The organism is Haliea sp. (genome assembly GCF_040222615.1).
Classification (GTDB): Bacteria; Pseudomonadota; Gammaproteobacteria; order Pseudomonadales; family Halieaceae; genus Haliea.
In genome coordinates, this window is record NZ_JAVKCQ010000125.1 from 1 (window position 1) to 16,068 (window position 16,068).

Below are 16,068 nucleotides of genomic sequence, written 5' to 3' on the forward strand. Positions count from 1 at the left end.
TCGTTGACGACCGCGGAGAAACCGGCGTCATAAATGGACGAATGGGAGTTGCCAATGATGTCGGTGGAGACCAGGGGCCGGTCACAGTATTCCAGGATCCCCCGCAGCTGCGGCGACGCCGCTGCGTCCCGCACCGCCTCATGCACTGCCGCCACCGTCACCGGCCGCGCCAGCTTCACGAACAGGTCCACCACCGAGCCGTCGGGAACCGGCACCCGCGACGCAATGCCGTGCAGCCGTCCCTTCAGTTGCGGCAGCACCTCGCCCACCGCCTTGGCGGCGCCGGTGGAGGTCGGAATGGTGTTTTCCGCCGCCGCGCGGCTGCGGCGCCAGTCCGAGTGCGGCACATCGGCCAGGCGCTGGTCATTGGTATAGGCGTGCACGGTATTGATGACGCCCTCCTCTATGCCAAAGGCCCTGTCCAGCACGCTGGCCATGGGCGCCAGGCAGTTGGTGGTGCAGCTGGCGTTGGAAATGATCCTGTGGTCCGGCTGCAAACCCGCATCGTTGACGCCGAGTACGATGGTGTAGTCGATGCTGTCGGCGGCGGGCACCGTGAGGACCACCCGCTTGGCCCCGGCCTGGAGATGCTGCTCCAGCTGGGCCCGTTTGCGAAATGCGCCGGTAGCCTCGACCACGACGTCAATTTCCATCTCCGACCAGGGCAGCGCAGAGGGGTCGCGCTCACTGATCAGCTTGCAGCGCCCCTTCGGGGTCACGAACTCGTCCCCTTCCAGCGCCAGTGCCTTGCCGAAAGGCCCCATCACGGTGTCGTAATTGAGCAGGTAGCGCAGCGCCTCGAAGTCGAAGAGGTCATTGATGACCACCACGTCGATTCCGGGGGTTTCCTCCAGAATCCGGAACACCGAGCGGCCGATGCGGCCAAAGCCGTTGATCGCAATTCTCATTGTGCAACCTCCCCTTGCCGATCAAGAGCGCCATAGATGCGGGCCACGTCGAGCAGGCGGCCGGCGTGCCCCAGAGTCTCATACCAGCCCAGTGCCTTGACGGTATGTGCGCCCGCCTTGATGGTGCCCTTGCAGTCGAACAGCAGTGAATGGGGGTTGCCAATGACATCCGAGGAGACAATCGGGTCCTCAACCACCGCAACAATACCCGGGTAGGACGGCGCATGCCGGCGCATGGCCTCGTTGATATCCCCGGCGGTGACCGCGCTGTCCGCCAATACAAGGTTGACGTCCAGCAGGCAGCCCTCGTGGATAGGCACATTGAGCGCGGCGGTAATGATCTTGCCGGCAAAGGCCGGGAGCACATGGCCGAGCCAGTCCGCGGCCTCGTGACTGTTGGGGATGATATTTTCGGCAGCGGAGCGGCTGCGGCGGAAATCGCTGCCCGCGTAATCCTGCAGCACCTGGTCGGAGGTATAGGAGTGGATGGTCGTCATGCTGCCACACTCGATCTCGAAATCACGGGACAGGGCATGCAGGAGCAGGCACAGGGCCGTGGTCGTGGCGGACCCCGCGGAGACCATGCGATCATCGCGCTGGGCGGCCTGACCGTTGATTCCCGGCATGATAATCCGGTCGATATGATCCGCCGGCAGCGTGCGCAGCAGTACCCTCGGGGCGCCGTTGGCAAGGTGCTCCTCCATGAACTGCCGCTGGCGGAACTTGCCGGTGGCGTCGATGACAATATCCACCGCGAAGATGTCCCAGGGCATTTCGGCCGGGGTATCGGTGCGCATCAACCGCGCGCGGAACCGGGGGTTGACCAGGAAGTTGCCATCCAGTCTGTGCCGTTCCGGCTCTCTGACTTCAGAACACAGCAAATAGTGCAGGATATCGGGCTGGCCGATGTCGGCAATCGCCACGACCTCGATATCGTCGCTGCGGGACGCCAGCTCGTAGAGCTGCCGTCCGATCTGGCCGAAGCCCATGATCCCTACCCGCAAGGGTTGTTGCAATGCCATCGTTCAGCTCCTTGATTCAGTGTCGCCGCGCCCGGGCGACGGCGCGGGTCGCATCGCGTCCGCCGCCAGTTCAGTTATGGTGTCCCAATCGCCCGCGCCGACCAGGTCAGCTGGCACCATCCACGACCCGCCACAGCAGATCACATTCGACAGCGCCAGGAAAGCGCGAAAATTTCCGGCGCCGAGGCCGCCGGTGGGGCAAAAGCTCGCCTGGGGAAACGGGCCCGCCAGCGCCCCCAGCAGCTCCCTGCCACCCAGCACAGAGGCGGGGAACAGCTTGAAGCAATCCAGGCCCTGGTCCAGCCCCGCCATGACCTCCGACGCCGTGGCCACGCCCGGCAGCAGCGGCATGGCAGCGCTGTGAGCGGCCCGGTAGAGGGCCGCGGTAGCGCCGGGGCTCACTGCGAACAGGGCTCCCGCGGCCTGTACCTGATCCAGCTGGGCCGGGGTCAGTACAGTGCCCGCAGCCACCCGCAGTTCCGGCACCTCCGCCGCAACGGCGCGCATGACCTCCAGTGCGGACGGCGAACGGAGGGTCAGCTCTACGGCTTTCATGCCCGCTGCAGCCAGGACCCGGCACAGCTGCACGGTGGCGGCGACCTCCCCCGGCGTAATCACGGGCAGGACCCGGCTCTCCTGCAAGCACTGACGCAACATCAGGAATTTCCCCCGCAATGACCGGCTTCGCCACAGCTGGCAGCCTGTCCATGTCCTGTCCAGAAATAGTCGGACAAGTTGCCCGCCTGTGACGCGGCAGGTGAATCCGTCACCGCACACGGGCCGTAACTATCCCAAACGCACTGGAGATCCAACATGGAAGCTGCCCTGGCTGATAAAATCACTTTCCCCACCAACGTTTCCCCCGAGGCTGCGCTTGTGCGCAAGGCCCTGGTGGAGCGCGGGCTGGAGACACCAATGATCCACAACGGTCTCTCGCGCGACGAGAAATTCCGCCGCATCGCACAGTCGTTTACCGACATTACCCGCGCCCTCGGCCTGGACCTGAACGACGACAGCCTCTGCGAGACCCCGCAGCGCATCGCCAAAATGTATGTCGACGAAATCTTCTCGGGGCTCGATTATAGCCAATTCCCGAAAATTTCGGTGATCGCGAACAAGATGCAGGTGGAAGAGATGGTACAGGTTGATGACATCGATGTCGTCAGTACCTGCGAACACCACTTTGTCACGATCGACGGCAGGGCCCGCGTAGCCTACATCCCGCGGGACAAAGTCATCGGATTGTCCAAGATCAACCGCATTGTCCGCTTCTTTGCCCAGCGGCCCCAGGTACAGGAGCGCCTGACGCAGCAGATCCTGGTCGCCCTGCAGACATTGCTCGACACCGAGGACGTCGCAGTCACCATCGACGCGGTTCACTACTGCGTGAAGTCCCGCGGAGTCATGGACAGCAACTCCCGCACCCGCACCACCTCGCTGGGTGGCGCATTCAAGACCGATCCGAGCACCCGAGCCGAGTTCCTTAACTAACCCCCCCCTGGGAACTCGGCTTCTTTAGCCCGGCATTGCCGGGCTTTTTTTTACAGTATTTGCGGTTTGTCGCGCCCGCCAAAACGTGTACCCTTCCGGGCTAACCCACGACTCGCCGCTGCGCGCGCCCAACCTTCGGTCATTGCATGAGAACGCTGATCACCCTGACCTCGCTGCTGATTTCCACCTCTCTCCTGCTGGTGGGACAGGGCATGCAGCTCACCCTGCTGCCCCTGCGGGCCACCAGCAACGGCTTGTCGGATTTTCTCATTGGGGTCAGCGCCTCCGCCTACTTCCTCGGCTTCGTGGCCGGCTGTCTGCTGATCCCCCGCATCATCGCCAAGGTCGGCCACATCCGCAGTTTTGCGGTGCTGGCGGCCATGATGATCAGTGCCATCCTCAGCCTGGAAATGCTGGACGGCTGGCTGCCGTGGCTCGTTCTGCGTTTCCTTACCGGGGCTGTCATCTGCGGCCTGTATACCGTTATCGAGAGCTGGCTGAATGACCAGACCAGCTCAGAGTCCCGCGGCCAGGTGCTGGCCATCTACACCTTCATCATTCTCGCCTCGATGGCGCTGGGCCAGGTGTTGATCAATGTCGGCCCGGCGGACAGTTCCACCCCGTTCATCCTGGCCGCGGTCTTCATGGCCCTGGCCATTGTCCCGGTAGGCCTGACCAGCCGCCTCGCTCCGGCGCCGATTGAGTCAACGCGGATACGCTTCAACCTGCTGTATCGCCGCTCCCGGGCAGCCTTCGCGGGCACCCTGCTGTCGGGCCTGGTGGTAGGCAGTTTCTGGGCGTTGGGAGCCGTGTTTGCCCGCCGCTACGGCAGCAGCATGGCCGACGTGACCTGGTTCATCACCGCGGGAATCGCCGGCGGCGCCCTGTTCCAGTACCCGATCGGCTGGCTCTCCGACCGCGTCGACCGGCGCTATGTGATGGTGTTCCTGAGTGTCGCTGCGGTTCTGACTTCCGCCGCAGTTGCACTCACCGTCACCCACAGTCTCCACCTCCTCGCGGTGTTCCTGTTCGGCGCAGCGACCATGCCCCTGTACGCGATATCGCTGGCCACCGCCGCGGACAACTCCTCGGCCGAAGAGTTCGTGGAAATCGGAACCTCGGTGCTGCTGCTCAACGCCCTGGGAGCGGCCAGCGCACCGATACTGCTTGGCCAGCTCATGAGCCAGTTCGACGCCACCGCCCTGTTCTGGTCCTTTGCCGCCCTGAGTTCGCTCTTTTCCATTTACCTGTTGGTGCAAACCCGGGACAAGGACCAGATTGTCGCCGCGGAAGACCACGTGCCGTTCTCAGCAGCGGCACCGGAGGCCGCGCCGACCGGTTTCAGCCTCGATCCAAGGGGCCCGGGGGACGCGGTGGGAGACCTGCAACCCGCAGACTCGGTGGGCGTGGACGAGTGTCACCCTGACCCCGGTGAGCCCGCCCCGCCTCGCCCTTTACAGCAATGACCTGACCGCGGCGTCAGTCCGCCCAGTGCAGCAGCAGCGCCTTCTCCTCGGCGGACTGTCGCGCCAGCGCTTCGGCCAGCTCGCCATAACGCGCTTCAACCTTGTCCCGGCGGATTTTCAGGGTCGGCGTGAGAACCTCGTTGTCGATGGTCCACTCTTCGCTGGCCAGGATCACCGCGCCGATGCGGGCGTGCTTCTCCAGCGCGTCGTTGATGCTCTCCACCGCCTGCTGAATCGCTTCGGCGATTTCCTGCCGGGCGTGTTCCCGCGAGGCCTCGGCGCGTTCCCGGGCCGCCTCGTTGAGCACCGCGACCATCACCGTCTTGGAGTAACCGCGCCCCAGCAGGCAGTGCTGTTCGGTGTGGGGATTGCGCGCGAAATCGCTCTCGATCGGCGGCGGCGCAACGAACTTGCCCTGGATAGTCTTGAAGTAGTCCTTGACCCGGCCGGTCAGGTAAATGAACCCGTCCTCGTCAACCCGCGCCTTGTCGCCGGTGTGCAGCCAGCCGTCGCGAATCAGTTCTGCGGTCTTGTCCGGCTCCCTGTAATAGCCCGGGGTACAGCCCTCGGCCCGCACCAGCAGTTCCCCCTCATCGGAAATCCGGTATTCCACCTCGCCAATCGGCTTGCCGATAGAACCTACTCGCCGGCTGTCGTGCCCGCTGACGATCACGCCCATGGCCTCGGTCTGGCCGAAGCCTTCCATCAGGCTCAGGCCGAGGCGGTCCCACCAGTGAATCAGGGCGGGAGGCGTCGGCGCGGCTGCAACCAGGCAATATTCGACCTGGTCCAGGCCGAGGTTTTCCAGAATCATCGCTCCAACCGCTTGTGGATTCTGCTCCAGGGCAGCGTCCAGCGCCTCCTGGCCACCGATCCTGGCCGTCACCGCCTGCCTGAGCTGCTCCCACACCCGCGGCGGACCGAAAAACATATGTGGCCGTGTACGCTGCAGGTCGGCCGCGAGCGTTTCCAGGCCCTGGTTGAAGCTCACCTCACCGCAGCAGATCAGGGATGAGAACTCCACGATCTGGCGCTCGGCGATGTGTGACAGCGGCAAATAGGAAAAGTAGCGCGCGTCATCGCGGATACCAAAGGTACCGCGGAAGCGGTTGATCGGGATCAGGTTGCTGGCGTGGGTCTGGATGACGCCCTTGGGCAGCCCGGTGGTTCCCGAGGTAAACACCAGCGACATCACATCGTCGGGCTGGCACTCGTAGCCGGGCGCCTTGCCCTGCCACTCCGCCAGCAGGGTCTCCCACCGCAGGTGAGGCTCCTCCAGCTCGACGCCGGGCAGGGTGATCAGCGTAATGCCTTCCGGCAGCACCCGGCGCACGGCCTCCCAGTTGCTGGTCTCGCCCACAATCAGTACCCGGGCTTCAGTGAAATCGAGGATGTATTGTGCGGTGGACTCAGGCAGCGTGGTAAACATGCTGACCGTGATATTCCCCGACCTGATGATGGCGAGGTCGGCCAGGAACCAGTGGGCACAATTGCGGGACAGCAGCGCCATCCGCTCCCCGTGCCCGAAGCTGTGCTCCAGCATCGCCGCCATCGCGTTAACGGTGGCGGCGGCCTCGCGCCAGGTGACATCGCGGGATCCCTCGGGCAACAGGTCTTTGAGCCAGACCTTGTCCGGACACTGTCCGGCCCAGTGCTCAAGATAGGCAGGCAAGGTAGCAAACTTCATGTGTATGTCCTCTCTTATTGTGGACTGGAATCGGCGCGTCCGAGCGGGCTCCGCTGGCGCTCACCCGGAAACAAGTACCCCCTTTAAACGCGGCCCGGGGCCGGGCGGACCAGTCAGGACAGCAGGAGATCCGCTCGCTGTACCACCCGGCGCTGGAACGCCGCGTTGTTTTCCGTGTAGTCGGCACTGTCGATTGTCGACACATAGCGCCACTCTGCGGTGACCGCGTCATCCGCGAAGGCGACGGTGAGATAGCCGCGGTCCAGGAAATTGGCGTACACCAGGTCATCCACCAGTATCGACATGAGCGGCGCAAACAGGGCCGCGGCATCGGCGCCCAGCACCTCTTCCAGACCGGGTGAAGACACGCTGGGGGCGGCAAACTCCACGCCAACCGGGTTGCCGCCGCTGCTGCGCAGCTGCGAGGCCCAGGCATTGTGCGTGTCTCCCGCAAGGACTACCAGGCGACTGCCGAGCTGGTCGGCAAAATCCAGCACCCGGTTGCGCTCGAAGTCATAGCCATCCCAGGCATCAAGGTTATAGGGAATCGCGGAATCCAGCAGAGCCTGCTCATCCGCCGTGCGGTCCTGGGGCGCCTTGTTCCTGGCAGCGACTGCGGCAAGCACCGCCGCGGTACCGCCCTGCAGGGGATCACCGTCCGCAATACTGGGCTCCAATGCCTCCAGGATCGGTGACGGCAGTGCGTAGCGTCCCATCAACACCTGCTGTCCCAGAACCTGCCAGCGTGCGGTCGAACCGGTCAACTGCTGTTCCAGCCAGGCCAGCTGCTCGGCTCCCAGCAGGGTGCGATTGCTGTCGCCAATGGCCGCGCGGGTGGCGTCGACATCGATCATGCCGCCGGTGGCAAAATCCGGGTAGACAAACTGCTGGTCGCGACCCACATGCCGGGTATCCAGCATGATCAGGTCGAGCAGGTCACCGTAGGGCAGCCGCCGGTAGATGATCTCGGCGGCACTGGCCGGCGGTCGCACCGGCAGCCATTCGTACCAGGCCTGGATGGCAGCGGCCCTCCGCTCCGAAAATTCACCTTCGCTTTCCGGATCGTGATTCTCCGCACCCTCGCGCCAGCTATCATTGGCAATTTCGTGATCGTCCCAGACCACGATAAACGGGTGCGCCGCGTGTGCAGCCTGCAGGTCAGGGTCGCTCCGGTACTGGGCGTAACGGGTGCGATAATCGGCTAGCGTAATAATTTCCCGCGGTGGTTCGACAACCCGCCCGAGGGCTTCGGCGTTGGCACTGGCATAGCCGCCGGGCGCATACTCGTAAATATAGTCCCCCAGATGCAGCACGGCATCCACCGGCTGCTGCGCCACTTCCTGATAGACATTGAAATAGCCGGCGGGGTAGTTGGCACAGGACACCACGGCAAACACGGCGGAGGCGGTTGCCCCGGAGGGTGCGGTGCGAGTGCGGGCGACGGGGGACTCACGATCGCGCACCCGAAACCGGTAGAAGTAGGAGGTGCCGGTATCGAGCCCGGCGACATCGACCTTCACCGTAAAATCCACGGCCTCATCGGTGATGCCTGAGCCACTGGCCACGATATCGCTGAAGCCCTCGTCAGCGGCGACTTCCCATTCCACTTCGACAAAGCCGGGCTCGTCGGGCGTCACGCGGGTCCAGAGTATCACCCGGTCGGTCAGCGGGTCGCCGGAGGCGACCCCGTGATTGAAGGTGGCGGCAACGCCTGCCGGTTGGGGCTCGCCCGGCGGTTGCCGGTCGCGACCATCGGTACAACCGATCAGATTACCGCCCAGCAAGGGCAGGAGAGAGGCCGCCGCGACACCCTTTACCAGGCTGCGGCGGCGAAAATCAGGCTTGTCGCTCATTATTATGCTCCAGTCGGGCCGGCAGGGCCGAGTACCAGAGCAGCATTACAGGAACCGGTTACCGGCGCAAGCGCAGCCGCTACCGCTTCAGTTGAACCGGAGGAGCGGTTTCTCAGCGCGCCGGGCGGTTGCCGTTCCCCGCGCCGCCGCCGCGGCGACGACGCCGGGGCTGACCACGCCGGGCGGCGTCGGCTGCGGAAGGGCCGGCGCGCCGCGCCGGGCTCTGGGGCCGGCCAGACGCGCCCGGGCGGCCCTGGGGAACCGCGTGCTCCGGCTCGAAACCTTCGATCTCTTCCCGCGGCAGAGTCTTGCGAATCAGTTTCTCGATCCCGGCCAGGAAGTCCGCTTCATCCGCACTCACCAGCGAGTAGGCATGGCCGGAGGCGCCGGCCCTGCCTGTGCGACCGATGCGGTGCACATAGTCCTCGGCAATATTCGGCAGGTCGAAGTTGACCACCTGCGGCAGTTGCTCGATGTCGAGCCCGCGAGCCGCAATATCGGTGGCGACCAGCGCCTGCACCCTGCCCTGCTTGAAATCGCCAAGAGCCTTGGTGCGCGCGTTCTGGCTCTTGTTGCCGTGGATTGCCACGGCGCGGATGCCGTCCTTCTCCAGCTGCTGGCTCAGTTTGTTGGCACCGTGCTTGGTACGGGTGAACACCAGCACCTGGTGCCAGGCATTGCTTTGCACCAGATGGCTGAGCAACTCCGGCTTGCGTTTCTTGTCCACCGGATAGACCCACTGGGTCACCATGTCCGCGGTCGCGTTGGGGGGAGCGACCTCCACCTTTACCGGGCTCTGCATATAGCCCTGGGCAAGCTGGGTGATTTCTGCGGAAAAGGTTGCCGAGAACATCAGGGTCTGGCGCTTCACCGGCAGCAGCTTGACGATGCGTTTGATGTCGTGGATGAACCCCATGTCCAGCATGCGGTCGGCTTCATCGAACACCAGCACCTCAAGGTCGCTGAAGTCGACAAAACCCTGGCCGTGCAGGTCCAGCAGGCGACCGGGGGTCGCCACCAGCACGTCGACGCCGCGCTTGAGCAGCGCAATCTGGGGGTTGATCTTGACCCCACCGAACACAACAGCAGAGCGGAAACCGTCGTACTTGCCGTAGTCGCGCACGCTTTCCTGTACCTGGGCGGCCAGCTCACGGGTTGGCGTCAGCACCAGGGCGCGGCAGCGATTGGCCTTGACCGGGTTGCCGCCGGTCAGGCGCTGCAACAACGGCAGGGTAAATGCAGCGGTTTTGCCGGTGCCGGTCTGGGCGGCAGCCATCACATCCTTGCCTGCAAGGATCAAGGGAATGGCTTTGGCCTGGATCGGCGAAGGGCTTGTATAGCCCTGATCGGCAATAGCGCGCAGCAGGCTGGTGGACAGCCCGAGGGAGTCAAAAGTCATAGTCAGCAATCTCTGGGGAAAATAAACAAGGTAATTCGGAGGGGTGATGCTGACGAGGAACGGCACCGTCAGCGGGTGCGTGCCGCACATCCTACGCTAATTTGAGCTGAATGCAAGCCGGGGTCAGGCCGCCCCGGATGCGGGGGCCGACCCGGCCTCGGGGAAGACCGGTTGCGGACGGTGAAAGCGCTCCCTGGCAATACGGATACGCGCATTGTGATCGGGCGCGGTATTGGCAATCTCCTCTGCCACCTTCAGCCGGTGAATCAGGCCCTCCTGGTTCGCCACCTGGATTGCCAGTCCGGGACGCGCGTTCAGCTCCAGCAGCATCGGGCCCCGCTGCCGGTCCAGCACGATATCCGCGCCCAGATAACCCAGCCCGGTCATCTCCGCGCAGCTGGCGGCCAGATCGAGAATCGCCTCCCAGTCAGGCAGGCGCAGGGATTTGAAACAGGCGCCAGTATCCGGGTGATGAGTAACCAGGCTGCCGTGCTGCACCGCTGCGATACTGTGGCCGTTGCCAATATCGATGCCCACCCCGACCGCGCCCTGGTGCAGATTGGCTTTGCCGTCCGACGCGTGGGTGGCGCAGCGCATCATCGCCATGACCGGTACGCCGCGGAACACGATCACCCGGATATCCGGTACGCCCTCGTAGCTGTACTCAGCGAGGGCCGGGTTGAAATCAATCAGTGCCTCGATCATGGCGAAGTCGTTGCGACCGCCGAGGCTGTGGAGACCGGCTAGAATGTTCGAGGTGTGCCGGCGCAAATCGCGGTAGTCGATAACACCGCCACTGGACTTGACGAAATGGTCTCCGTCGCGGGAGACGATAACCAGAATACCCTTGCCACCACTGCCCTGCACCGGCTTGATGACAAAGGCGTCACGGCCCTGCAACTGTTCCAGCATATGATCGATCTGGAACTGGTAGTCGATCACGCCATACAGTTCGGGGACGACGATGCCACGCTCCAGTGCCGCCTTCTTGGTGAGCAGCTTGTTGTCCACCAACTGGTAGTTGCGGCGCGGATTGTTGGCACCGATATAGGCGATATTGCGGCTGTTCATCCCGAGGATGCCCAGCCGGCGAAGGGTGGAGGGAGCGACCAGCCTGATCATTTCATATTGGCCATGTCGCGGAAGCGATACAGCTCCGACAGTCGGTACCCGGTGTACTTGCCGATCAGCAGAATGACGCCAAGCAGGCTGACCAGCAGTTCCGGGAAGTTGAAGGTAAGGTGCTCGACCACCCCTACCGACATGATCAGGTAGGCCATAACCGCGACCAGCAGGCTGCCGCCGCCCTGCACCATCACTTCTCGCCCGCCCTCCTCTTCCCAGAGAATGGACATGCGCTCGATCGTCCAGGCCAGGATGATGGTCGGGAAGAACGTCACGGTCAGGGCCTGGTCCAGGCCAAGCTTGTAGCTGATCAGGGCCAGCACCGCCATCAGCAGGATCACCACGATCACCACGGCCGATACCCGGGCCACCAGCAGCAGGTTGAGATGACTCAGCCAGGACCTGATCCACAGACCGACGCTGACCAGGGTCAGGAATATCGCCAGACCGACCAGCAGGGTGGTCTGCAGAAACGCCAGCGCGATCAGAATCGGCATGAAGGTACCGGAGGTCTTGATCCCGACCAGAATACGCATTACCACCACGACAAAGGCCGCTACCGGCAACAGCAGGATACCCTTGAAGATACCCTGCTGCTCCACCGGCAAGGCATAGATGGAAAAATCCAGGAGGGCGAAGTCATCGCTGCGCTGTTCCATGCTGACCACGGTCTTGGCAGAGAGGCTGTTGCGAACCAGGGCGAACTCCAGCCGCGAGTCGCGACCACCCATCACCCGCAGGGCGGCGCCGTCACCCCGGTGCCAGACGAAGAAATTGTCCGGTAGTCCACTGGCTCCCGTGACCGGATCGAGCAACTGCCAACCGCTGCCGTCGTGGATCTCCAGCAGCTCGCTCAGCGTCTGGCGCCGGCGCCCGTCCTGCAGCTGGATGCCGCGCACGGAATGGGCGGGGATGCCGGCGTAGGCCAGCACGTCGAGAACTACACGCAGCGCGGTATCGCGATAGGTGCCGAGGAGGAATTCCGCGTCCTGCCCGGGCTCGGCGCGAGCGAGCTCCTGCACCAGGAGAGCGGCAAAGGTTGCCGGACCACTGGAGCGGTCGCGCAGGTCCGCCACCAGACGCTCCATGGCGGCCTGCTGGTCCGCCTCCAGCAGCGGCGCCTCAACCTCGCTCACCGGGAACGCGGGCAGGGAGTCGCGGCGGGCACGGTACGCCTGCTGCTTATAGTACAGTGTAGTGGGATGTTCAAGGGACTGCCGTGACCAGCGGGCCACCTTGCCGCCCTGCTCCTCCACCACAGAGAAGCCAAAACCGGAGGAGGCAAAGTGCTCTTCCAGGGTGACCCAGCCGCCCAGTCCACGGGGCAACCGGAGCTCCACGTCCACCGGTCCGTCGCTGGGCTTGAAGCTGATCTTGGTCTCAATGGTCCAGACTTCCCGCGACTCACCCGGCCACAGCGGCAGATCCAGGCGCACCACCTTGTAGGCGGTCAGTGCGAGGCCGAAGAGAATCATGGCGCCGGCGACGATGCCGACCTTGGCTCGGGATGCAATCATGTGGGCTACTGGTTATCCAGGGTGTGACGCCGGCTGACATCGACAATCGCGACATCAGTCAACAGGTTGCGCCCGACCACCAATGGATAGGGCATGTCTGTACGCTCGGAGAGGCCGACTTCAACCCGCGTGCGATTGTCGCCCAGCACCAGCCACATCTGGACCACATAGTTCCGGGTTGTACTGCCATCCGCATGCTGGTTTGACACGCGTCGCCGCACCTGGGCCTCAATCTCATGCTCCTCACCACTCACCGGATCGACCAGGACAAAACTCACATGGCGCTTGCCGTCCTTTTCCAGCAGGCGCACGTTCCTTGCGGCCACCGTGGTGCCCTCTGCGGCGGTATCGATAACCGCTTCCAGGCGAACACCGGGAGGATCTATGGTGACAAATTCCACGGCGCCGATGATCGGGAGATCAAGCTCCCCCGCGGTGGTGGGCGGTGGCGGTGGCGGCGGCCGCTGTGGCGGTGCCGGGCGCAATACTATTTTTTCCAGCACGCGCGGCTCGGGTTGCTCCTCTATCTGCCACTGGGGGCATTCCGGAACTTCCACCTCCGGGCAGACCACCTGCTCTGACCCCGGGACCGGCAGGGTCTCACAGCCCGCCAGTACTGCGACGGCAACAAGCACTACAATTCTGCTGAACAATGACATGCATTCCCCTGACACTGCACCGACCATCCTGCCGGCGACATGGTACAGAGTATACGTTAGCCGGAGCAGGAAAATCACCTGCCCTCCAAAGCTCCACGGCGGCGGCCGGTGCAGCGAGCTGAGCCGGACTTGATATTCGCCGTTTCTGGCCCTACTGTGCGGGCCTGAAGGATGCATGGACCGGCACCTATCCCTGGAGGACTACGCAATGCTGACTTGGAACGATGTGCGCCGCTTTGCCGAGGCGGGCAACCCGGCACCCGACCGTACGCTGGAGCGCAGCGACGAAGAATGGGCCGCGCTGCTGACGCCGGAACAATTCCACGTCACCCGCAAGGCGGGCACCGAACGCGCTTTCAGCAACGAAATGTGCTCCCTGTTTGAACCGGGAGCCTACAGCTGCGTCTGCTGCGACACCCTGCTCTTTGACGGTGACCAGAAGTTCGAATCGGGCACCGGCTGGCCCTCTTTTACCCAGCCGGCGAAGGAGAACGCAATCGCCTATCACTACGACCACAGCTTTGGTCGCAGCCGCGTCGAAACCACCTGCAATACCTGCGGGGCCCACCTCGGGCATGTGTTCCCCGACGGACCGCCTCCCGGCGGCTTGCGCTACTGCATGAATGCCGTGGCACTGCGCAAGCATGATCCCGACGGCATGCAACAGCCATGAAGCGGACCCCGCGCCCAGCTACCCTGTTCCCGGTGCCCGCCATCGACGCCATGCCGCCGGAGCATCCTCAACCCCTCCCGCGCACCGGGGAGCCGTAGATGGAAGTGGCTCCCGCCCTGCCCTACCGCAACACCATCCTGGTGCGCTTCAGTGATACTGACGCGCAGGGGCATCTGTATTTCGCCAACTATCTGGTTTACGCGGATGAGGTCGCGGGCTTCTACATGGAGGAACTGGGTTTCGGCGCCATGAACCCCCAGACCGCGCCCTGCTTCATCTTCACCGTCAATATCAACTGTGACTACCTTGGGGAGTGCCGGGCCTACGAGACTGTGGAGGTTCGCCTGGGTTACAGCCGCCTGGGGCGCAGCAGCGCAGACCTCGCCTTTGAACTGCATGCCGCGGAAGGCGACAGGATTCTGGCGCGGGGCAGCCTCACCCAGGTATTCACCGACAAGGAGAGCCGCCGCCCGATTCCGATTCCCGCTGGATTCCGGGCGGCTATCCTGGCGCGCCAACCGGCACTGGCCGGTTCCTGACAGGTCCCGTCCGGGGGACAGGCAAGCTACAGCAACAGCGACGTTGCCAGCAGCAGCATCAGGCCCATCCCCAGCACATCGGTAAACGTGGTGAGAAATATGCTGCTGGCCATTGCGGGATCGGCGCCAAACCGGCGCAGGGTAATCGGTACCATGACCCCGAAAATCCCGCTGCCCACACAGGCGCCAACCATCGCCACCAGTATCACCAGCCCCAGCATCAGGGGGTCCCCTGCGCCGGTCATGCTGGCATAGACCCACATCGCTGCCGCGGCGACACAGCCCACCAAAAACCCGTTCATGGCGCCCAGCGCCATTTCCTTGCGCAGCAGGCGCCCCAGGGGGACATCGGCAAGCTCGCCCACGGTCATCCCGCGCAGGGTTATGGCCAACGCCTGGCAGCCCGTATTGCCGCTCTGTCCCGCCAGCACCGGCAGGAATACCGCCAGCGCAACAATCTGGGCGATGGTGTCTTCAAACATGCCGACCACGAACGCCGCCGCAAAGGCGGTCAGCAGATTCACCTGCAGCCAGGGGTGGCGCATGCGAAAAGCGGTCCAGATGCCGGTGCCCACTCGCTCCTCGCGATCCAGACCGACCATGCTGCCGGTCTGCACACTGAGCTCCGAGGCCATGCGCTCGAACAGCTGCCAGCCGAATACCAGGCCGACCAGCCGCCCGCCGCCATCGATTACCGGATAGATGCGATGGCGCCGGCGCAGCGCCTGCTGTATGGCCTCCGACAGCAGGGTATCGCGGCTGAAGGAAAAAGGTTCCGGGGTCATTATCTCCGCCAGGCGCTGGCCAGGGCGGCCGAGCAACAAATCGCGCATCGCCACCGTACCCTGCAGGCGGCCGTCCACCCCTGTTACATAAATATAGGTGATTCCCGAGGCCGAAGGGGCGTGAACGAGGTAATCCAGGGCGCCGGCGATGGTGGTATCCGGACCCAGTACGCCGAACGGGGGTGACAGCAATTCCTCGATGGTATTGCTGTCGCCGCCGATCTCTCCCAGGACATCCAACTCCACCGCGCCCTCCCCGCCCGCGGCGGGGGGACCCGCGAGGTGAGAAGCAATCGCCAGGGCCTGGTGAGCGGGCAGTACCGCCAGCACCTGCTGCTGTCGTTCGGGCGACATATCCTGGAGCATCTCCGCGGCATCCGCCGTCGATGCCTCGCGGATCTTTTCGGCCAGCTGCGCCGGGGTCTCAATTGACGTCATGGGCGTTCTCCAGAAAAATTGGCTAACCGGAACGGGACGGCCCCAGGCGCGAGGCGTATGCCAGCAAAACCGCCGTGCCGACAACTTCCACGGCGACGGAGACTGGCGCCAGGGTAGCATCGTGCAGCAGTGCCGCGAGCACCCGGAACAGGGCCGCGCTGCCGAGCAGCAGGCAGGCGCAGAACAGCGGTTGCGGCTGCCTCCGCCACACGCCCAAGCCGATCAGGACCGTGAGCGTGAAGAAGAACGCGGTAAAATCCCCGACCTGGCTATTGCGCCCGACGCCCTCCAGAAGCGGCATACCCAGCATGGCCGCAGCCTTTGCGGGGGTCAATAACCAGTTGAGGAAACTGAGCCCCAGCAACAAACCCAGCAGCCCGGATGCAATACGCAGCGCGACAGTCATTGTTGTACGTTCCTTTATTCAGTGACCAGGTCCGGACCATGGTGCATCACTCTACCTCCCATGACCAGACCCCCTGACAGGCCGCGCCGGCCCCGGGTCG

The 16,068-nt window shown here is 64.0% G+C and carries 15 protein-coding genes; 4 read left to right on the forward strand and 11 right to left on the reverse strand.

Annotated elements, in window-relative coordinates; all coding sequences use genetic code 11:
• The 3 genes from gap to eda form a co-directional block, all read right to left on the reverse strand.
• The coding region (gap, locus tag RJQ10_RS10170) for a type I glyceraldehyde-3-phosphate dehydrogenase (protein ID WP_350146206.1) at positions 1–908 on the reverse strand (908 nt) is incomplete at its 3' end.
• Positions 905–1,930: a type I glyceraldehyde-3-phosphate dehydrogenase gene (locus RJQ10_RS10175; protein WP_350146208.1), complete on the reverse strand. Its 1,026-nt coding sequence runs from the start codon at positions 1,928–1,930 to the stop codon at positions 905–907. The genes gap and RJQ10_RS10175, both read right to left, overlap by 4 nt.
• Positions 1,931–1,933: 3 nt before the next feature.
• Positions 1,934–2,587 carry a bifunctional 4-hydroxy-2-oxoglutarate aldolase/2-dehydro-3-deoxy-phosphogluconate aldolase gene (eda, locus tag RJQ10_RS10180; RefSeq protein WP_350146210.1) on the reverse strand — a complete coding sequence of 218 codons (654 nt, stop codon included), beginning with the start codon at positions 2,585–2,587 and terminating at the stop codon, positions 1,934–1,936.
• Positions 2,588–2,743: 156 nt separating this feature from the next.
• Between eda and folE the strand changes: the two genes are divergently transcribed.
• Both folE and RJQ10_RS10190 read left to right on the forward strand, forming a co-directional pair.
• Positions 2,744–3,421 (forward strand): GTP cyclohydrolase I FolE, encoded by a 678-nt coding sequence (folE, locus tag RJQ10_RS10185; RefSeq protein WP_350146212.1) that lies wholly within the window; start codon positions 2,744–2,746, stop codon positions 3,419–3,421.
• A gap of 146 nt (positions 3,422–3,567) precedes the next feature.
• The gene (locus RJQ10_RS10190) at positions 3,568–4,887 is read left to right on the forward strand and encodes an MFS transporter (protein WP_350146215.1); all 1,320 of its coding nucleotides are present in this window, start codon (positions 3,568–3,570) and stop codon (positions 4,885–4,887) included.
• A gap of 13 nt (positions 4,888–4,900) precedes the next feature.
• On the opposite strand, the gene RJQ10_RS10195 is transcribed toward RJQ10_RS10190, so the two are convergent.
• The 6 genes from RJQ10_RS10195 to RJQ10_RS10220 form a co-directional block, all read right to left on the reverse strand.
• On the reverse strand, positions 4,901–6,574 hold the full coding sequence (locus RJQ10_RS10195) for an AMP-binding protein (protein WP_350146217.1): 1,674 nt from the start codon (positions 6,572–6,574) through the stop codon (positions 4,901–4,903).
• Between the two features lie 113 nt (positions 6,575–6,687).
• A complete protein-coding gene (locus tag RJQ10_RS10200; protein ID WP_350146220.1) occupies positions 6,688–8,427 on the reverse strand; it encodes an alkaline phosphatase D family protein in 1,740 nt (579 codons plus the stop codon).
• A gap of 112 nt (positions 8,428–8,539) precedes the next feature.
• Complete coding sequence (locus RJQ10_RS10205) at positions 8,540–9,826, reverse strand: DEAD/DEAH box helicase (protein ID WP_350146222.1); 1,287 nt, start codon at positions 9,824–9,826, stop codon at positions 8,540–8,542.
• Positions 9,827–9,949: 123 nt separating this feature from the next.
• Positions 9,950–10,948, reverse strand: coding sequence for an alpha-L-glutamate ligase-like protein (locus RJQ10_RS10210; protein ID WP_350146224.1), 999 nt, complete (start codon positions 10,946–10,948; stop codon positions 9,950–9,952).
• On the reverse strand, positions 10,945–12,468 hold the full coding sequence (locus RJQ10_RS10215) for an inactive transglutaminase family protein (protein ID WP_350146226.1): 1,524 nt from the start codon (positions 12,466–12,468) through the stop codon (positions 10,945–10,947). The genes RJQ10_RS10210 and RJQ10_RS10215 overlap by 4 nt, the downstream gene beginning before the upstream one ends.
• 5 nt (positions 12,469–12,473) lie before the next feature.
• Complete coding sequence (locus RJQ10_RS10220; protein ID WP_350146228.1) at positions 12,474–13,127, reverse strand: putative ATP-dependent zinc protease; 654 nt, start codon at positions 13,125–13,127, stop codon at positions 12,474–12,476.
• A gap of 208 nt (positions 13,128–13,335) precedes the next feature.
• Between RJQ10_RS10220 and msrB the strand changes: the two genes are divergently transcribed.
• Both msrB and RJQ10_RS10230 read left to right on the forward strand, forming a co-directional pair.
• Complete coding sequence (gene msrB / locus RJQ10_RS10225) at positions 13,336–13,800, forward strand: peptide-methionine (R)-S-oxide reductase MsrB (protein WP_350146230.1); 465 nt, start codon at positions 13,336–13,338, stop codon at positions 13,798–13,800.
• A 98-nt stretch (positions 13,801–13,898) separates the two neighbouring features.
• Positions 13,899–14,339 carry an acyl-CoA thioesterase gene (locus RJQ10_RS10230; RefSeq protein ID WP_350146231.1) on the forward strand — a complete coding sequence of 147 codons (441 nt, stop codon included), beginning with the start codon at positions 13,899–13,901 and terminating at the stop codon, positions 14,337–14,339.
• Between the two features lie 26 nt (positions 14,340–14,365).
• Here RJQ10_RS10230 and RJQ10_RS10235 read toward each other — a convergent pair whose 3' ends face one another.
• Positions 14,366–15,562, reverse strand: a complete 1,197-nt coding sequence (locus RJQ10_RS10235) for a magnesium transporter (RefSeq protein WP_350146234.1) — start codon at positions 15,560–15,562, stop codon at positions 14,366–14,368.
• A 22-nt stretch (positions 15,563–15,584) separates the two neighbouring features.
• Positions 15,585–15,968, reverse strand: a complete 384-nt coding sequence (locus tag RJQ10_RS10240; RefSeq protein ID WP_350146236.1) for a hypothetical protein — start codon at positions 15,966–15,968, stop codon at positions 15,585–15,587.
• Positions 15,969–16,068: the final 100 nt, after the last annotated feature.

Excerpts from the sequence above, each read along its gene's own strand:
- RJQ10_RS10175 (WP_350146208.1), bottom strand. The coding sequence starts at position 1,930 with ATGGCATTGCAACAACCCTTGCGGGTAGGGATCATGGGCTTCGGCCAG.
- eda (WP_350146210.1), bottom strand. The coding sequence starts at position 2,587 with ATGTTGCGTCAGTGCTTGCAGGAGAGCCGGGTCCTGCCCGTGATTACG.
- folE (WP_350146212.1), top strand. The coding sequence starts at position 2,744 with ATGGAAGCTGCCCTGGCTGATAAAATCACTTTCCCCACCAACGTTTCC.
- RJQ10_RS10190 (WP_350146215.1), top strand. The coding sequence starts at position 3,568 with ATGAGAACGCTGATCACCCTGACCTCGCTGCTGATTTCCACCTCTCTC.
- RJQ10_RS10195 (WP_350146217.1), bottom strand. The coding sequence starts at position 6,574 with ATGAAGTTTGCTACCTTGCCTGCCTATCTTGAGCACTGGGCCGGACAG.
- RJQ10_RS10200 (WP_350146220.1), bottom strand. The coding sequence starts at position 8,427 with ATGAGCGACAAGCCTGATTTTCGCCGCCGCAGCCTGGTAAAGGGTGTC.
- RJQ10_RS10205 (WP_350146222.1), bottom strand. The coding sequence starts at position 9,826 with ATGACTTTTGACTCCCTCGGGCTGTCCACCAGCCTGCTGCGCGCTATT.
- RJQ10_RS10210 (WP_350146224.1), bottom strand. The coding sequence starts at position 10,948 with ATGATCAGGCTGGTCGCTCCCTCCACCCTTCGCCGGCTGGGCATCCTC.
- RJQ10_RS10215 (WP_350146226.1), bottom strand. The coding sequence starts at position 12,468 with ATGATTGCATCCCGAGCCAAGGTCGGCATCGTCGCCGGCGCCATGATT.
- RJQ10_RS10220 (WP_350146228.1), bottom strand. The coding sequence starts at position 13,127 with ATGTCATTGTTCAGCAGAATTGTAGTGCTTGTTGCCGTCGCAGTACTG.
- msrB (WP_350146230.1), top strand. The coding sequence starts at position 13,336 with ATGCTGACTTGGAACGATGTGCGCCGCTTTGCCGAGGCGGGCAACCCG.
- RJQ10_RS10230 (WP_350146231.1), top strand. The coding sequence starts at position 13,899 with ATGGAAGTGGCTCCCGCCCTGCCCTACCGCAACACCATCCTGGTGCGC.
- RJQ10_RS10235 (WP_350146234.1), bottom strand. The coding sequence starts at position 15,562 with ATGACGTCAATTGAGACCCCGGCGCAGCTGGCCGAAAAGATCCGCGAG.
- RJQ10_RS10240 (WP_350146236.1), bottom strand. The coding sequence starts at position 15,968 with ATGACTGTCGCGCTGCGTATTGCATCCGGGCTGCTGGGTTTGTTGCTG.